The 14,323-nt window shown below is 70.2% G+C and carries 13 protein-coding genes; 5 read left to right on the forward strand and 8 right to left on the reverse strand.

Features of this window, described 5'->3' with window-relative positions; all coding sequences use genetic code 11:
• Positions 1-80: 80 nt before the first annotated feature.
• The 5 genes from cydC to LCL87_RS03715 form a co-directional block, all read right to left on the reverse strand.
• Positions 81-1,808, reverse strand: a complete 1,728-nt coding sequence (gene cydC, locus LCL87_RS03695; protein WP_225016804.1) for a thiol reductant ABC exporter subunit CydC — start codon at positions 1,806-1,808, stop codon at positions 81-83.
• Positions 1,798-3,537, reverse strand: a complete 1,740-nt coding sequence (gene cydD, locus LCL87_RS03700; protein WP_225016806.1) for a thiol reductant ABC exporter subunit CydD — start codon at positions 3,535-3,537, stop codon at positions 1,798-1,800. Before cydD ends, cydC begins: the two co-directional genes overlap by 11 nt.
• Positions 3,537-4,571 carry a cytochrome d ubiquinol oxidase subunit II gene (cydB, locus tag LCL87_RS03705; protein ID WP_225016807.1) on the reverse strand — a complete coding sequence of 345 codons (1,035 nt, stop codon included), beginning with the start codon at positions 4,569-4,571 and terminating at the stop codon, positions 3,537-3,539. Before cydB ends, cydD begins: the two co-directional genes overlap by 1 nt.
• A 9-nt stretch (positions 4,572-4,580) precedes the next feature.
• On the reverse strand, positions 4,581-6,098 hold the full coding sequence (locus LCL87_RS03710; protein ID WP_225016809.1) for a cytochrome ubiquinol oxidase subunit I: 1,518 nt from the start codon (positions 6,096-6,098) through the stop codon (positions 4,581-4,583).
• 156 nt (positions 6,099-6,254) lie between these two features.
• Positions 6,255-7,115, reverse strand: coding sequence for an aminodeoxychorismate lyase (locus LCL87_RS03715; RefSeq protein ID WP_225016811.1), 861 nt, complete (start codon positions 7,113-7,115; stop codon positions 6,255-6,257).
• 88 nt (positions 7,116-7,203) lie between these two features.
• Here LCL87_RS03715 and ygfZ point away from each other — a divergent pair, with 88 nt between their 5' ends.
• From ygfZ to LCL87_RS03735, 4 genes are all read left to right on the forward strand, one after another.
• Positions 7,204-8,337: a CAF17-like 4Fe-4S cluster assembly/insertion protein YgfZ gene (gene ygfZ / locus LCL87_RS03720; protein ID WP_225016813.1), complete on the forward strand. Its 1,134-nt coding sequence runs from the start codon at positions 7,204-7,206 to the stop codon at positions 8,335-8,337.
• Positions 8,334-8,984 carry an MOSC domain-containing protein gene (locus LCL87_RS03725; RefSeq protein ID WP_225016815.1) on the forward strand — a complete coding sequence of 217 codons (651 nt, stop codon included), beginning with the start codon at positions 8,334-8,336 and terminating at the stop codon, positions 8,982-8,984. Before ygfZ ends, LCL87_RS03725 begins: the two co-directional genes overlap by 4 nt.
• Positions 8,981-9,934 (forward strand): asparaginase, encoded by a 954-nt coding sequence (locus LCL87_RS03730; RefSeq protein ID WP_225016817.1) that lies wholly within the window; start codon positions 8,981-8,983, stop codon positions 9,932-9,934. Before LCL87_RS03725 ends, LCL87_RS03730 begins: the two co-directional genes overlap by 4 nt.
• Positions 9,935-10,119: 185 nt before the next feature.
• Positions 10,120-10,335: a DUF3073 domain-containing protein gene (locus tag LCL87_RS03735; protein ID WP_225016818.1), complete on the forward strand. Its 216-nt coding sequence runs from the start codon at positions 10,120-10,122 to the stop codon at positions 10,333-10,335.
• 171 nt (positions 10,336-10,506) lie between these two features.
• Here LCL87_RS03735 and purM read toward each other — a convergent pair whose 3' ends face one another.
• From purM to LCL87_RS03750, 3 genes are all read right to left on the reverse strand, one after another.
• Positions 10,507-11,586, reverse strand: coding sequence for a phosphoribosylformylglycinamidine cyclo-ligase (gene purM / locus LCL87_RS03740; protein ID WP_225016820.1), 1,080 nt, complete (start codon positions 11,584-11,586; stop codon positions 10,507-10,509).
• A 141-nt stretch (positions 11,587-11,727) separates the two neighbouring features.
• Entirely contained in the window at positions 11,728-13,308 is a 1,581-nt protein-coding gene (gene purF / locus LCL87_RS03745) for an amidophosphoribosyltransferase (RefSeq protein WP_225016821.1), read from the reverse strand.
• A gap of 119 nt (positions 13,309-13,427) precedes the next feature.
• Positions 13,428-13,814 carry a sterol carrier family protein gene (locus LCL87_RS03750; RefSeq protein WP_225016836.1) on the reverse strand — a complete coding sequence of 129 codons (387 nt, stop codon included), beginning with the start codon at positions 13,812-13,814 and terminating at the stop codon, positions 13,428-13,430.
• Between the two features lie 59 nt (positions 13,815-13,873).
• On the opposite strand from LCL87_RS03750, the gene LCL87_RS03755 reads away from it, so the two are divergent.
• Positions 13,874-14,320, forward strand: a complete 447-nt coding sequence (locus LCL87_RS03755; RefSeq protein WP_225016838.1) for a PPOX class F420-dependent oxidoreductase — start codon at positions 13,874-13,876, stop codon at positions 14,318-14,320.
• Positions 14,321-14,323: the final 3 nt, after the last annotated feature.

The following is a 14,323-nucleotide window of genomic DNA, read 5'->3' on the forward strand; positions in this document are numbered from 1 at the left end:
AGCCCCCGTGAACGATCGCGTCAAAACTGGAACCTGTTACAACACTGCCGGTGGAGATGCCTGGTTCACATAGTCCGTGGTCAGGGCCGCCGCGACGCACCGAGCGGTTCGCCGGGACTGACACCGTCTCCAATTCCGACCGGTCCCTCCCCCACGGTAACGATGCGGTCCGGCCGCGCGTCGACGGGCAACTGGTGCGTGACGAGCACCACGGTCCGAGTGGGATCGACGAGGGTGCCGCGGCGGTCGAGTAGCTCGCGCAGGATCTGTGCGCCGTCGGCCGCGTCCAGGTGCTCGGTCGGCTCGTCGAGCAGCAGCACTCGGGCCGGTGAGACGAGTGCCCGGGCGAGAAGCAGGCGTCGGCGCTGGCCACCCGAGATGGCCCGCGCTCCACCGCCCAACGACGTGTGGACGCCGCGCGGCAACCGCGTCACCCACTCCCCCAGGCCCACGGTCCGCAGGGCCGCCAGCGCCTCGTCCTCGGTCAGGTCACCGCGGGCCACCCGCAGGTTCTCGAGCACCGACGTGTCGAACAGGTGCGCGTCCTCGGCAAAGAACCCGATCTCCCGGCGGAGGTCGTCCGGCCGGAAGTCCGTGAGGGCGTCGCCGTCGACGGTGACGCTTCCGCTCACCGACGGCAGCAGTCCCGCCATCGTCATCAACAGTGTGGTCTTGCCGGCGCCGCTGCCACCGACCACCGCGACACGCGCGCCCGGCGGCAGATCCAGGTCGAGCGGTGCGGTCACCTTGTCGCCGCCGGGCCAGCCGCAGCGCAGATCCTGCGCCCGGACGTGCGCCGGGTCGGGCGGCGTGCGGGTGCCGCCGGGCTGCGGCTCGCCCGCGCGGTCGAGCAGCGCCAGGATCCGGGTGGACGCGATCCGGGCCCGGGTCAGCGCGACGGCCGCGGCGGGCAGCGCGCCGGCCGCCTCGAATGCCGCGAGCGGCACCAGCACGAGGATCGCCAGCGACATCGGCGTCATACCGCCCGGCGCCCCGCCGTCCGCCCCGTACAGCGTGATGCCGATCAGCAGCGAACCGAGCACGCTCGCACCGATCGCGAGTGGGGTGGCGGCCGCGGCGAACGCGGCGGGCATCGCCGCGCGGTCGGCGGCGCGGACGGCCGCGTCGTCGGCGGCCTCCGCGCGGGCGACGACGTCGTCGAGGCGTCCGGCCACGCGCAGCTCGGCTGCGTGATCCAACGCGGTGACGGCAGTCTCGCTGAACAGGGCCGTCGCGGCGGCACTCTCGGATTCCGCGAGACGCGCCGCACGGGCCGACAGCCACGGGGCCAGTATCCCGGACACCGCGAGCGCGACCGCGAGCACCAGCGCGGCGGCCGGGGAGATCAGCCCCAGCAGGACCACCGCGGACAGTGCCATGACGACGGCGACCGCGATCGGCACCAGCGCCCGGATGACGACGTCGCCGAGCGCGTCGACGTCGGCTCCGGTGCGGGCGAGCAGATCACCGCGGCGCAGCCCCGCGGCGGCCGCGGGGTCGCCGTCGGCGAGACGCCGGTAGATCATGGTCCGCGCCGAGGTCGTGCCGCGCAGCGCGGCGTCGTGCGTCGCGAGCCGCTCGAGGTAGCGGAAGAGGCCCCGGGAGATGCCCAGCGCCCGTACCGCGACCACCGCGACGGTCAGGTCCAGCACCGGCGGCATCTGCCACGCCTTGGTGATCAACCACGCCGACAACGCGGCCAGCGCGAGCGCACTGCCCAGCGTCGCCACGCCGGCCGCGATCGCGGCAAGCACGCGTCGCGGCTCGAGGTCGAGCAGGCGGATCGCCCGCACCAGATCACGATTCATGTTGCTGCGCCCCGACTTCCTGCTGGGCCTCCACCCGGACCACCCGATCACCCGCCGCGAGCACCGTCGGGCGGTGGCCCACCACCACGACGGTCCGGCCCTCCCGGGCGAGGTCGCGCAGCGAGTTCAGCACGGTGCGTTCGGTGTCGTCGTCGAGGTGCGCGGTTGGCTCGTCGAGCAGCAGCACCGGACGCGGCGACACCAGCAGCCGGGTCAGCGCGAGACGCTGCCGCTGACCGAGCGACAGGCCCGTTCCACCGGTACCGACGACGGTGTCCCACCCCCGCGGGAGTTCGGTGAGAACCTCGTCGAATCCGGTTGCCCGGCAGGCCCGGCGGACCTCGTCGGAGTCGGGATCCACCGGGCCGACGAGTGCGAGGTTCTCGGCGAGGGTGCCCGGCAGGAGGACCGGGTGCTGTGGGAGCCAGGCAATCCGGTCCCACCACCGCGTCCGGTCCAGGTCGGCGACATCGACGCCGCCGACGCGCACCTCACCCTCGACGGGTTCGGCGAGGCCCAGGATCACCTGCAGCGCCGTCGATTTCCCGGAGCCGTTGGCCCCGGTCAGCACCGTCACCGCACCGGGCGGGCACGACACGTCCAGCCGGTGCGGTGCGAGACCGGACCGGGAGTGCACGCTGACGCCCACCAGGTCGACGGAGTTGTCGGCGGGCACCTCGGAACCGGTTGCGGACGATCGGCGCTCGGGCGCCTCGTCGATCACCGCGAACGCCTTGTTCGCGGCGGCGAGACCGTCCTCGGCAGCATGGAACTGCATACCGACCATGCGCAGCGGCAGATACACCTCGGGGGCGAGGATGAGCGCCACGATGCCGGGTTCGAGTTCCATGTTGCCGAACACCAACCGCAGGCCGATGCTCACCGCGATCAGCGCGACCGACAGCGTCGCGAGCATCTCGAGCACCATCGACGACAGGAACGCGACCCGCAGCGACGACATCGTCGTCTTGCGGTGCGCGTCGCCCAGTTCCCGGACCCGGGCGGCCGGACCGTGCTCGCGACCCAGGGCACGCAGGGTCGGCAGACCCGCGAGCAGATCCATCAGCTGACCCGAGAGTCGGGTCATCGCACCGAGGTTCGCCTCCGACTTCCCCTTGGTGAGCAGTCCGATGAGGATCATGAACACCGGAATCAGCGGCAGCGTGATCACGACGATCATCGCCGCCGTCAGATCCTGCAGGGCGATCACGACGAACGTCGCGGGCGTGAGCGTCGCCGCCAGGATCAGCGCCGGCAGGTAGCCGGTGAGATACGGCGCGAGGCCCCGGATCCCGCGGGTGAGGACCGTCGCGATCTCGTCGCGCCGCGGATCGAGCTCCCGCGGCGACATCCGGGTCGCGGACTCGAGTACCTCGACCTCGAGCTCGGCGACCACCCGATTCGCGGCGCGGTGCGCGTAGCGGGCGTGCAGCCACGCCGCCAGCACCCGGACCGCGATCGCGGCGGCCAGCCACATCAAGTCGGTGCGCCAGTCCGCGATGTCGCGCCGGTCCGACGTGATGACACCGGCGAGGATCGTGCCGATCAGCACCGCCGACACGATCACCATCGCGACGTTCACCGCGGACAGCACGACCGTGAGGATCAGGTAGCCGCGGGCCGACGCCGAGTACTTCCACAGCCGGGGATCGACGGGACCGCTACGCCCACCTTCCCGGCGCCCCGCCCGTCGTCGCGATCGGGCGGGGCGTTCGACCTCTGTACTCATCAGACCTTCGTGGATCCGGCCTTGCGAGGCAGCCCGATCGACGGCGGAATGTGCTTGGTGGAGATCCGCTTACGGAACACCCAGTACGTCCAGCCCTGGTAGATGAGCACGATCGGGGTGAGGATCACCGCCGCCCAGCTCATCACCTTCAGCGTGTACGGACTCGACGACGCGTTCTCGATCGTGAGGGTGTACGCGTCGCTCGTGGTCGACGGCATCACGTTCGGGTACAGCGACGCGAACAGCAGCACCACCGTGGCGATCACCGCGAGCGTCGTGAACGCGAACGCCCAGCCCTCGCTCTCGGCGCGGGTGAGGAACACGACCGCGATCACCGCGATTGCCGCTAGCGCCACCAGGATCCACGTCCAACCCTTGCCGTGCGCCAGCTGGGTCCACAGCACGAACCCGCCGGCGATCGGCACGGTCGGAATGGCCAGCTTCTTCGCCAGTTCCGCAGCGTCGATCCGCACGTCGTCGGCCGTCTTGAGCGCGATGAACACCGCGCCGTGCAGCGCGAACACCAGTGCGGTGGTGATACCGCCCAGCAGCGCATACGGATTGAGCAGATCGAAGAAGCTCGACGTCACCTTCTTGTCGGCGTTGATCGCGACACCTCGGACGATGTTCGCGAAGGCCACGCCCCACAGCACCGCCGGCACCCACGAGCCGATCATGATGCCCCAGTCGGCGCGGGCCCTCCACTTGTCGTCGTCGATCTTGCCGCGCCATTCGATCGCGACGATCCGCAGGATCAACGCCACCAGGATTATCAGCAACGGTAGATAGAACCCTGAGAACAGGGTCGCGTACCAGTCCGGAAACGCCGCGAACAGCGCACCGCCACCGACGATCAACCACACTTCGTTGCCGTCCCACACCGGTCCGATGGTGTTGAGCAGCACGCGGCGACGGTTCTCCGTCTTGCCCAGCACCGGCATCAGCATGCCGACGCCGAAGTCGAATCCCTCGAGGACGAAGTATCCGACGAAGAGCACCGCGATGAGAATGAACCAGAACTCCTGCAGTCCCATGACGGTCTCCTAGTAGGCGAACGAAAGTTGTTCGTCGGCTTCCGGTTCACCCGGTTCGCCCGGGCCACCGGCCTTCGGTTTCGGACCCTCGCCCGGCGGATGCAGATCGTGTGGCGACGGGCCTTCGATCGCGTACCGGCGGATCAGGTAGAACCACACGACACCCAGTGCGCCGTACAGCAGCGTGAACACGATCAGCGACGTCCACACCAGCCCGACGGAATGATCCGAGACGCCCTGGTCGACGGTGAGCCGGATCAGGTCGACGCCCGTCGGATTCGGGTGCACCACCCACGGCTGACGGCCCATCTCGGTGAAGATCCAGCCCGCGCTGTTCGCGAGGAACGGCGTCGGAATCGCGATGAGGCACAACCACTTGAACCAGTTCTGGTCCGGGACGCGCCCCTTCCGGGTGACCCACAGTCCGGCCAGTGCCAGTGCGAGCGCACCGGCGCCGAGGCCGATCATCGCGCGGAAGGACCAGTACGTGACGAACAGGTTCGGGCGGTAGTTGCCGGGTCCGAACTGCTGCTCGTACTGCGCCTGCAGGTCCTCGACGCCCTGCAGCGTGACGCCGCTGAACTTGCCCTCGGCCAACCACGGCAGCACGGCGGGCACCTTCAAGACGTGCGTGACGCTGTCACAGTTGTTGTGGGTGCCGACGGTGAGGATCGAGAAGTCCGGATCGGTCTCGGTGTGACACAACGACTCCGCAGACGCCATCTTCATCGGCTGCTGCTGGAACATCAGCTTGCCCTGCACGTCACCGGTGTAGATGACGGCGATGCCGGCGATGATCATCACCAGCATGCCCATCCGGGCCGCGGGCCGGAACATCTCGCGCGCGTCCTTGACCAGGCCCTCGGACTCCTCGCCGGTGACGGTCTTGGACTTGCGCATGTTGCGCACCATCCACCAACCGGCGATGCCGACGACGAACGTCGCTGCGGTGAGGAACCCGCCCGCGACCGCGTGGAAGTACGCGGCGATCGCGGTGTTGTTGGACAGCAGCGCCCAGATGCTCTCGAGCTCGGCACGTCCGGTGTCCGGGTTGAAGCGTGCACCGACCGGATGCTGCATGAACGAGTTCGCGACGATGATGAAGTACGCCGACGCGTTCACACCGATCGCGGCCAGCCAGATCGTCGCGAGGTGAACACCCTTCGGCAACCGGGTCCACCCGAAGATCCACAGGCCCAGGAAGGTCGATTCCAGGAAGAACGCGACGAGACCCTCCAGAGCCAGTGGCGCACCGAAGACGTCACCGACGAAGCGGGAGTACTCGCTCCAGTTCATGCCGAACTGGAATTCCTGGACGATGCCTGTCGCGACACCGATCGCGAAGTTGATGAGGAAGAACTTGCCGAAGAACTTGGTGAGGCGGTACCAGTGGTCCTTCTTCGTCACCACCCACATGGTCTGCATGATCGCGACCAGCGGCGCCAGTCCGATCGTGAGCGGAACGAAGATGAAGTGGTAGACGGTGGTGATTCCGAACTGCCACCGCGAGACATCCAAGACATCCATGGCTACTCCGAAAACTCGGCCCGTAGGACAGGCTTCGGGGTCGAGACGTGGGCGTCCGCTCGATCCCTGTTCACAAAGTTACTGCGCCGTGAAGCTCAGCGCAGCTATTTGCTACTACGGAATGTAGTAGACCCGTCGGTACAAACCTAGCCGGGGTCAGTCCGAACCGACCGTTTCCACCGCCAGATCGATCAGGGAGGCGACGTCCTCGGCGGCCGGGGACTCCGGCAGCGCCAGCCCGTCGAGGGTGTGGATCCGGGCCGCGAGCGTGACACTCGAGACCAGCCAGACACCTTCTGCCGCAATGAGATCGGAGGGAAACAGGGGGGCGTATTCGCACGCGTACCCCTTGTCCGGGGCCACCTCGAAGAGCGCCTTCTGCGTGGTGCCCGGGAGGATGCCCTGCTCCGGCGGCGGAGTGATCAAGGTCTTACCGCGGGCGATCACCACCGTCGAGCGCGGCCCCTCGAGGACCCTGCCCTCGCTGCTGGTGAAGACGACGTCGTCGGCGCCCTGCGCCTGCGCGTGCCGCAGCGCCGCCATGTTCGTCGCGTACGACAACGTCTTCGCGCCCAACAGTTGCCACGGCGCCGACGCGGACAGATCGACCGAATAGCCGCGCGGCAGCGTCAGCGCCGACACCCCGTCCTGGCGCGCCCGCAGCACCCGTTCCGCTACCGCCCCGACGGTCACGAACGCCGTCGGCGGCCCGCCGGCCTCCCGGCCACGGCTGAGCACCAGGCGCATCCAGCCCTCGCGGTCACCGCCCCACTCGCGGGCGGCCGTCTCGACGGCCCGGGTCCACAGGCCGCGCCCGGGCCACGGCAGGTCCAGGGCCCGCGCCGACGCCTCCAACCGATCGAGGTGCAGGGCCGGCTTGCAGGCCCGCCCGTCGCGCACCAGCAGCGTCTCGAAGACGCCGTCGCCGCGGACCACCGCGAGGTCGTCCACGTGCAGCAGGGGCGTGCCGGCATCCCGGACCTGCCCGTCGAGCGTCACCAGAACCTGCTCAGCCATGCGCCCACCATAACCAGAACCGCGCGCGACCAGCAGTTCCGCACCCGCCCACCCCTGCCCGACGGGCCCACGCTCCTAGAATGGGCCCGTGTCCGACACCCCGCTCGCCGCGCCCAGTCCGCTCCTCTCCTCCCCCGGCGCCGTGCCGCCGCTCGACGGATCACCCGACGCCGGCGTCGCGTGGCACCACGGCGATCCGTTCGCCGAACAGCGCGCCGCGATCCGGTCGGCCGCCGTCGTCGACCGCTCCCACCGGTTCGTCATCGCGATCTCCGGGGAGGAACGACTCACCTGGCTGCACACCATCTCGAGCCAGCACGTGGCCGCGCTGCCCGACCGCGCGAGCGCCGAGAACCTGAGCCTGGACCTCAACGGCCGCGTCGAACACCACTTCGTGATGACCGACATCGACGGCGTGACGTGGATCGACACCGAGGCCGACCGCGGGCCCGACCTGCTCGGCTTCCTGCAGAAGATGGTGTTCTGGTCCAAGGCCGAACCCCGCGACGGCAACGAGATGGCCGTACTGAGCCTGATCGGCCCCGACGTCGCAACCTCCTCCGCGTTCGCCGAGGCACTCGGTGTGCCCGCGCTGCCCGGCGTGTACGAGGCCGTGCCGCTCGACGGCGGCGGGTTCGTCCGGCGCATGCCGTGGCCCACCGACACCTCGTTCGACCTGCTCGTCCCGCGCGCCGACCTGCCCCGGTGGTGGTCCCGGCTGACCGCGGCCGGTGCCCGCCCGGCCGGCACGTGGGCGTTCGAGGCGCTGCGGGTGGCCGCGCACCGTCCCCGGATCGGACTCGACACCGACGACCGCACCATCCCCCACGAGGTCGGCTGGATCGGCGGCCCCGCCGAGCACGGCGCCGTGCACCTCGAGAAGGGCTGCTACCGCGGTCAGGAGACCGTCGCGCGCGTCCACAACCTCGGCAAGCCGCCGCGCCACATGGTGCTGCTGCACCTCGACGGCTCGGCCGAGGGCCGCCCCGAGGTGGGCGAGGCCCTGACCGCCGACGGACGGACCGTCGGCCGCGTCGGCACCGTCGTGGACCACTTCGAGGAGGGCCCGATCGCCCTGGCCCTCGTCAAGCGTTCCGTGCCGGCCGACACCGCGCTCGTCGCCGGACCGTGCGCCGCCGCGATCGACGCCGACTCGGTGCCGCGACACGACGAGGTCCAGGCGGGCCGGGCGGCCGTCGACAAGTTGCGCGGGCGCGGGTGACCGGGCGGGTCGAGGCGGTGTGCGTCGTGTTCGCCGAACTCGACGCCCCCAGCCGCCGCTCCCCGCGCACGGCCATCGACAAGCGGCCCGTGCCGGGTCCCGTGCGCGTCGAGACCGGCGGGGTGACCGGCGACCACGTGTGCGACACGAAGTTCCACGGCGGCCTCGACAAGGCCGTCTACGCGTACTCCGCGGAGGCGGCCGGGCGGTGGGGCGCCGAGCTCGGACGGGAGCTGGTGCCGGGCTGGTTCGGCGAGAACCTCCGGGTGGCCGGCGTCGCGACGACCGACGCCGTGATCGGCACCCGCTGGCGGATCGGGACCACCGAACTCGAGGTCACCGAGCCGCGCGTCCCGTGCGGCACCTTCGCGCATTGGACCGGCGAGCCGCAGTGGGTCAAGCGCTTCACCGAGCGCGCCGACGTCGGGGCGTATCTGCGGGTGCTCGCCCCCGGCCACCTGCAGGCCGGCGATCCGGTGGAGATCCTGTCGGTGCCGGCGCACGGGGTGACGATCCGCGACGTCTTCACGGGCGACGACCCGGACAAGCTGCGCGCCCTTCTCGCCGCCCAACCCGATCTCGCGGACGGGGCCGAGTCCCGCGCCCGCAAGTTCTTGAACCGTCTAGAGGAACAGGTGCCGTCGTGAGCGTCGAACTGGTGGAAGTCGTCCGATCCGGGTTCCGCGAATGCGTGCACCGCGGGTCGCTCGTCGTACTGGCGCCGGACGGCACGGCGAGCGTGGAACTCGGCGAGGTCCACACCCCGATCTACCCGCGCTCGTCGAACAAGCCGATGCAGGCGGTCGCGCTGCTGCGCGCCGGCTTCGTGCCGCGCTCGACCGAGGAACTGGCGATCGCGTCGGCGTCGCACGAGGGCGAGGCCGCGCACGTCGAACTGGTCGAGCGACTCCTCGGGCACACCGGCCTCGACGAACGCCGGTTGCTGTGCCCGCCCGACCTACCCGGCAACGAGCAGGCCCGCGCCGAGGTCCTCGCGGCCCGCGCCCCGCGCCGCCCGGTCTACATGAACTGCTCCGGCAAGCACGCCGCGATGCTCGCCGCGTGCGTCGCGAACGACTGGCCGCTCGACACGTACCTCGATCCGGCGCACCCGCTGCAGCAGATCGTGATCGAGACGATCGCGGACCTCACCGGCGAACCGGAGACCGAACTCGGCATCGACGGCTGCGGCCTGCCGATCGTCCCGGTGTCGCTCACCAACCTCGCGCGCGCGTTCGGTCGTCTCGTCACCGCCGACCCCGGAACCCCCGAACGGTCCGTCGCCGACGCGATCCGCGCGCACCCGCACGTGATCTCCGGGACCGGACGCGACGACGCCCGACTGATGCCCGCGGTGCCCGGACTGCTGTGCAAGGCGGGAGCCGACGGCGTCCATGCCGGCGCGCTGCCCGACGGCACCGCCTTCGCCTTCAAGATCGACGACGGGCACGAGCGGGCCCGGCTGCCGCTGACCGCCGCGCTGCTGCATCGCCTCGGCGTGGGCTGGTCCGAGGACCACGCCGCACTGGCCTCTCAGCCGGTCCTCGGCGGGAGCAACCGGGTCGGCACGATCCGCGCCGTTCCGGGCGTGTTCTAGCCTGCACGAATCGGGCATAGAGGCAGCTCACAGGCCCGGTGAGACTAATCAGACACCGCTGGGGACCATACGTGGAGGCGGAAGCGAGATTTGCACGCTAGAGTGTGGGTCAGGAAAACATCAACACTCAACGCGGGGCCGCCAAATTCCCCAGGCCGCCCCGCGAAAGCGCGAGGGGGTCAGCCATGGGCCGCGGCCGGGCTAAGGCAAAGCAGACCAAGGTTGCACGGGAGCTCAAATACAGCTCGCCGTCCACGGATTTCGACAGCTTGCAACGAGAGCTCTCGACTGGCGGAGCGCCGAGCTCGCCCCGCAATGGCGGAGTGATCGCGGACAAGCGCGCCGACGAGGATTCTCGCTCGCGCTGGGACGAGGACGACTACGACGACTGGCGTCGTTGACTGTCGTACTGACGTCACCTGACACACCTCGAAATGAGGGGGAGCCCGACGGCTCCCCCTCATTTCGTGGTATCCGGCGCCGGCTGTAGCGCTCCGGAATCTGCGCCCGAAACACGACGTCCCCGGCACCTCTTTGCGAGGTACCGGGGACGTGCGCGATGTAAGGGTGCGTCAGAAGCGCGGGTGATCGCCCAGGAGCAGCGCGCGCGCGGCGTCGCCGTCCGATGCCTTCTTGACGGTGCCGAGCGTCCAGCAGTCGATGTGGCGGGCCGTGAGCACCGCGAGGGCGCGGTCGACGTCCTCGGGCGCGACGATCGCGACCATGCCGACGCCCATGTTGAACGTCTGCTCCATCTCGGCGCGCTCGACACGGCCGCGCTGCCCGATCATCGTGAAGATCGGGGCCGGGCTCCAGGTGCCGCGGTCCAGCTCGGCGACGAGGCCCTTCGGCATGACCCGCGCGAGGTTGTTCGCGAGACCGCCACCGGTGACGTGGCAGAAGGTGCGCACGTCCGTCTCGGCCGCGAGGGCCAGGCAGTCCTTGGCGTAGATCTTGGTGGGCTCGAGCAGTTCCTCACCGAGGGTGCGGCCGAACTCGTCGACGTGGCCGGTCAGCGACATGCGGTCGATCTCGAGCAGCACCTTGCGGGCCAGCGAGTAGCCGTTGGAGTGCAGACCCGACGCGCCCATGCCGATGACGACGTCGCCCGGACGGACACGGTCGGGGCCGAGGACCTGATCGGCCTCGACGACACCGACACCGGTCGCGGACAGGTCGTAGTCGCCGTCCGCCATCACACCGGGGTGCTCGGCCGTCTCGCCACCGAGCAGCGCGCAGCCGGCCTGGATGCAGCCCTCGGCGATGCCGCCGACGATCTCCGCGACCCGCTCCGGCACGACGCGGCCGACAGCGATGTAGTCCTGCAGGAACAGCGGCTCGGCGCCACACACGACGAGGTCGTCGACGACCATCGCGACCAGGTCGAGGCCGACCGTGTCGTGCTTGTCCATCGCCTGCGCGACGGCCAGCTTGGTGCCGACACCGTCGGTGGAGGCGGCGAGCAGCGGCTCCTTGTAGTCGCCCTTGAGCGAGAACAGGCCGGCGAACCCGCCGAGGCCACCCATCACCTCGGGGCGGCTGGCCTTCTTCGCCAGGGGGGCGAACAGCTCGACTGCCCGGTCGCCCGCTTCGATGTCCACTCCGGCGGCGGCGTACGAAGCGCCCTGCGTGCGGGTACTGTCCTCGGTCATCGGTTTCTGGCTCCAGCCTTGATCTCGGTGAATGTCGACTTCGGCGCCAGCCGTCGTCGGGCATACGGGTACAGCGCAATCACCTCGATTGCGCCCTAACGCTACCGGAGTGCCCACGGCACCCCGGCAGCGTCCTGCGAACTAGGGGCGAGACAGCGCGTCCGCGTTGTCGTTGTCATGGCTGACCGCGGCGCCCGCGGCCGACTCCAACATCCCCTCGAGGACGTTTTTGCCGATGCCACCCTCCGGCAGCGCGATCGGGTAGGTGCCGTCGAAGCACGCCGCACACAGCCGCGAACGGGGCTGCTCGGTGGCCGCGACCATGCCGTCGATCGAGATGTAGCCGAGCGAGTCGGCACCGATCGACCGGCGGACGCCGTCGAGCATCTCGTCGAACGTGGCGTTGACGCCGCTGCCCTCGGCACCGTTCGCGATCAGCTCGGCAGGCGACGCGAAGTCGATGCCGTAGAAGCACGGCCACTTGACCGGCGGCGACGCGATACGGACGTGGATCTCGAGCGCACCCGCCTCGCGGAGCATCCGGATCAGCGCGCGCTGGGTGTTGCCGCGCACGATCGAGTCGTCGACCACGACGAGGCGCTTGCCGCGGATGACTTCCTTGAGCGGGTTGAGCTTGAGCCGGATGCCGAGCTGACGGATGGTCTGCGACGGCTGGATGAACGTGCGGCCCACGTAGGCGTTCTTCATCAGGCCCTGGCCGTAGGGAATCCCCGAACCCTGCGCGTAGCCGACCGCGGCCGGGGTGCCGGACTCCGGCACCGGGATGACCAGGTCACCCTCGGCGGGGTGCTCCTTGGCGAGGCGTCGACCGATCTCGACGCGCGTCGAGTGCACCGACCGGCCGGAGATCACGCTGTCCGGGCGGGCCAGGTAGACGTACTCGAACACGCAGCCCTTGGGCTCCGGGTTCGCGAACCGCGACGACCGGACGCCGTCGGCGTCGATCGCGAGCAGCTCACCGGGCTCGATCTCGCGCACGAACGACGCGCCGACGATGTCGAGAGCGGCGGTCTCGCTCGCGACCACCCAGCCGCGGTCGAGGCGACCCAGGCAGAGCGGGCGGATGCCGTGCGGGTCACGCGCCGCGTACAGCGTGTGCTCGTCCATGAAGGTCAGGCAGAACGCACCGCGCAGCGTCGGCAGCAGCTTCATCGCGGCCTGCTCGAGCGTGCTGTCGGCGGCGGCGTGCGCGAGCAGCGCACCCACGATGTCCGAGTCCGACGTCGCGGCGCCCGGCCGCTTCTCGTCGACCAGGCCGGCATCCCGCGCGCGCTGCGCGAGTTCGGCCGTGTTGACCAGGTTGCCGTTGTGACCGAGCGCGACACCGGTGCCGGCGGCGGTGGTGCGGAAGATCGGCTGCGCGTTCTCCCACGTGGTGGAGCCGGTGGTCGAGTAACGGCAGTGGCCGATGGCGACGTGTCCCGGCATGGCGCCGAGGGTCTGCTCGTCGAACACTTGACTGACCAGACCGAGGTCCTTGAAGACCAGCACCTGCGAGCCGTCGGCGACGGCGATGCCGGCAGCCTCCTGGCCACGATGCTGGAGGGCGTAGAGCCCGTAGTACGTCAGCTTGGCAACATCCTCGCCCGGCGCCCAGACACCGAAGACGCCACACTCTTCGCGAGGTTCGTTCTCGTCCTCGTCTGGTGCGGTCGTAGCGAGAAGATTCCGACTGTTGACCGACAGTTCGGCACGAGTCACGGCAAGCGCTCCCTTAGGGGATTCGGTGCGGGGGGCGTGCCCCATTCTAACGACCAGCTCGCGCAGATTCGACGGTCGGTGTACCTGATCACGCCGATGCGACCCATGTCACAGGCGCATCACAGGCGTAGCAGCGGCAACCAGTGCGCGATCTCCCCGGCCCGCCCACCGGAAGCGGTCAGTGAACCGCCCGCGACCGCGGCGTCGAATCCGAGCAGTCCGGTCGCCAGAGACAGCCAGGTCCGGGGGTCCGTCTCGACCACGTTCGGCGGCGTGCCGCGGGTGTGCCGGGGCCCCTCGATGCACTGCACCGCCACGAACGGCGGCACCCGCACCTCGACGCTCGACCCGGGCGCGATCTGCTCGAGTGTGCGGGCGCTGAGACGGACCGCGGCGGCGAGTTCGGCGCGGGCCGGCTTGTCCTCGACCTCACCGCGCAGCCACGGGCCGACCGCGAGCAGGGCGCTGCGGAGTTCGGCGGGATCGACGGCACGACGGGCTGGCATGGGCACCGAATCTACCGACCGGAAGGAACAAGCCCTCCGACGCCGCGGTTGCACGAGTCATGAGCACCGACGTCGACGCGCAACGCCCGCTTCTCGATCTCGTTGCGTCGCAGAACAAGGCCGCCCTCGCGACCGTGAAGCGGGACGGCCGTCCGCAGCTGTCCAACGTCCTGTACGCGTGGGATCCGGGCACCCGCACCGCCCGGGTCTCGGTCACCGCCGATCGCGCGAAGACCCGCAACGCCGCACGCGACCCCCGGGTGTCCCTGCACGTGAGCGCGCCGGACTTCTGGAGCTATGCCGTCCTCGAGGCCGACGCCGAACTCTCCGCGGTGGCCGCCGACCCGCACGACGCCGCAGTGGACGAACTCGTCGACGTCTACCGGGCGGCGACGGGGCGCGAGCACGAGGACTGGGAGGAGTTCCGTCGCGCGATGGTCGAGGAGCGCCGCCTGGTGCTGCGCGTCCGCGCCGACCGCGTGTACGGCATGGCCGCACTGCCCTGACGT

It is taken from the genome of Prescottella equi (assembly GCF_020171745.1).
Classification (GTDB): Bacteria; Actinomycetota; Actinomycetes; order Mycobacteriales; family Mycobacteriaceae; genus Prescottella; species Prescottella equi_A.

Excerpts from the sequence above, each read along its gene's own strand:
- cydC (WP_225016804.1), bottom strand. The coding sequence starts at position 1,808 with ATGAATCGTGATCTGGTGCGGGCGATCCGCCTGCTCGACCTCGAGCCG.
- cydD (WP_225016806.1), bottom strand. The coding sequence starts at position 3,537 with ATGAGTACAGAGGTCGAACGCCCCGCCCGATCGCGACGACGGGCGGGG.
- cydB (WP_225016807.1), bottom strand. The coding sequence starts at position 4,571 with ATGGGACTGCAGGAGTTCTGGTTCATTCTCATCGCGGTGCTCTTCGTC.
- LCL87_RS03710 (WP_225016809.1), bottom strand. The coding sequence starts at position 6,098 with ATGGATGTCTTGGATGTCTCGCGGTGGCAGTTCGGAATCACCACCGTC.
- LCL87_RS03715 (WP_225016811.1), bottom strand. The coding sequence starts at position 7,115 with ATGGCTGAGCAGGTTCTGGTGACGCTCGACGGGCAGGTCCGGGATGCC.
- LCL87_RS03735 (WP_225016818.1), top strand. The coding sequence starts at position 10,120 with ATGGGCCGCGGCCGGGCTAAGGCAAAGCAGACCAAGGTTGCACGGGAG.
- purM (WP_225016820.1), bottom strand. The coding sequence starts at position 11,586 with ATGACCGAGGACAGTACCCGCACGCAGGGCGCTTCGTACGCCGCCGCC.
- LCL87_RS03750 (WP_225016836.1), bottom strand. The coding sequence starts at position 13,814 with ATGCCAGCCCGTCGTGCCGTCGATCCCGCCGAACTCCGCAGCGCCCTG.
- LCL87_RS03755 (WP_225016838.1), top strand. The coding sequence starts at position 13,874 with ATGAGCACCGACGTCGACGCGCAACGCCCGCTTCTCGATCTCGTTGCG.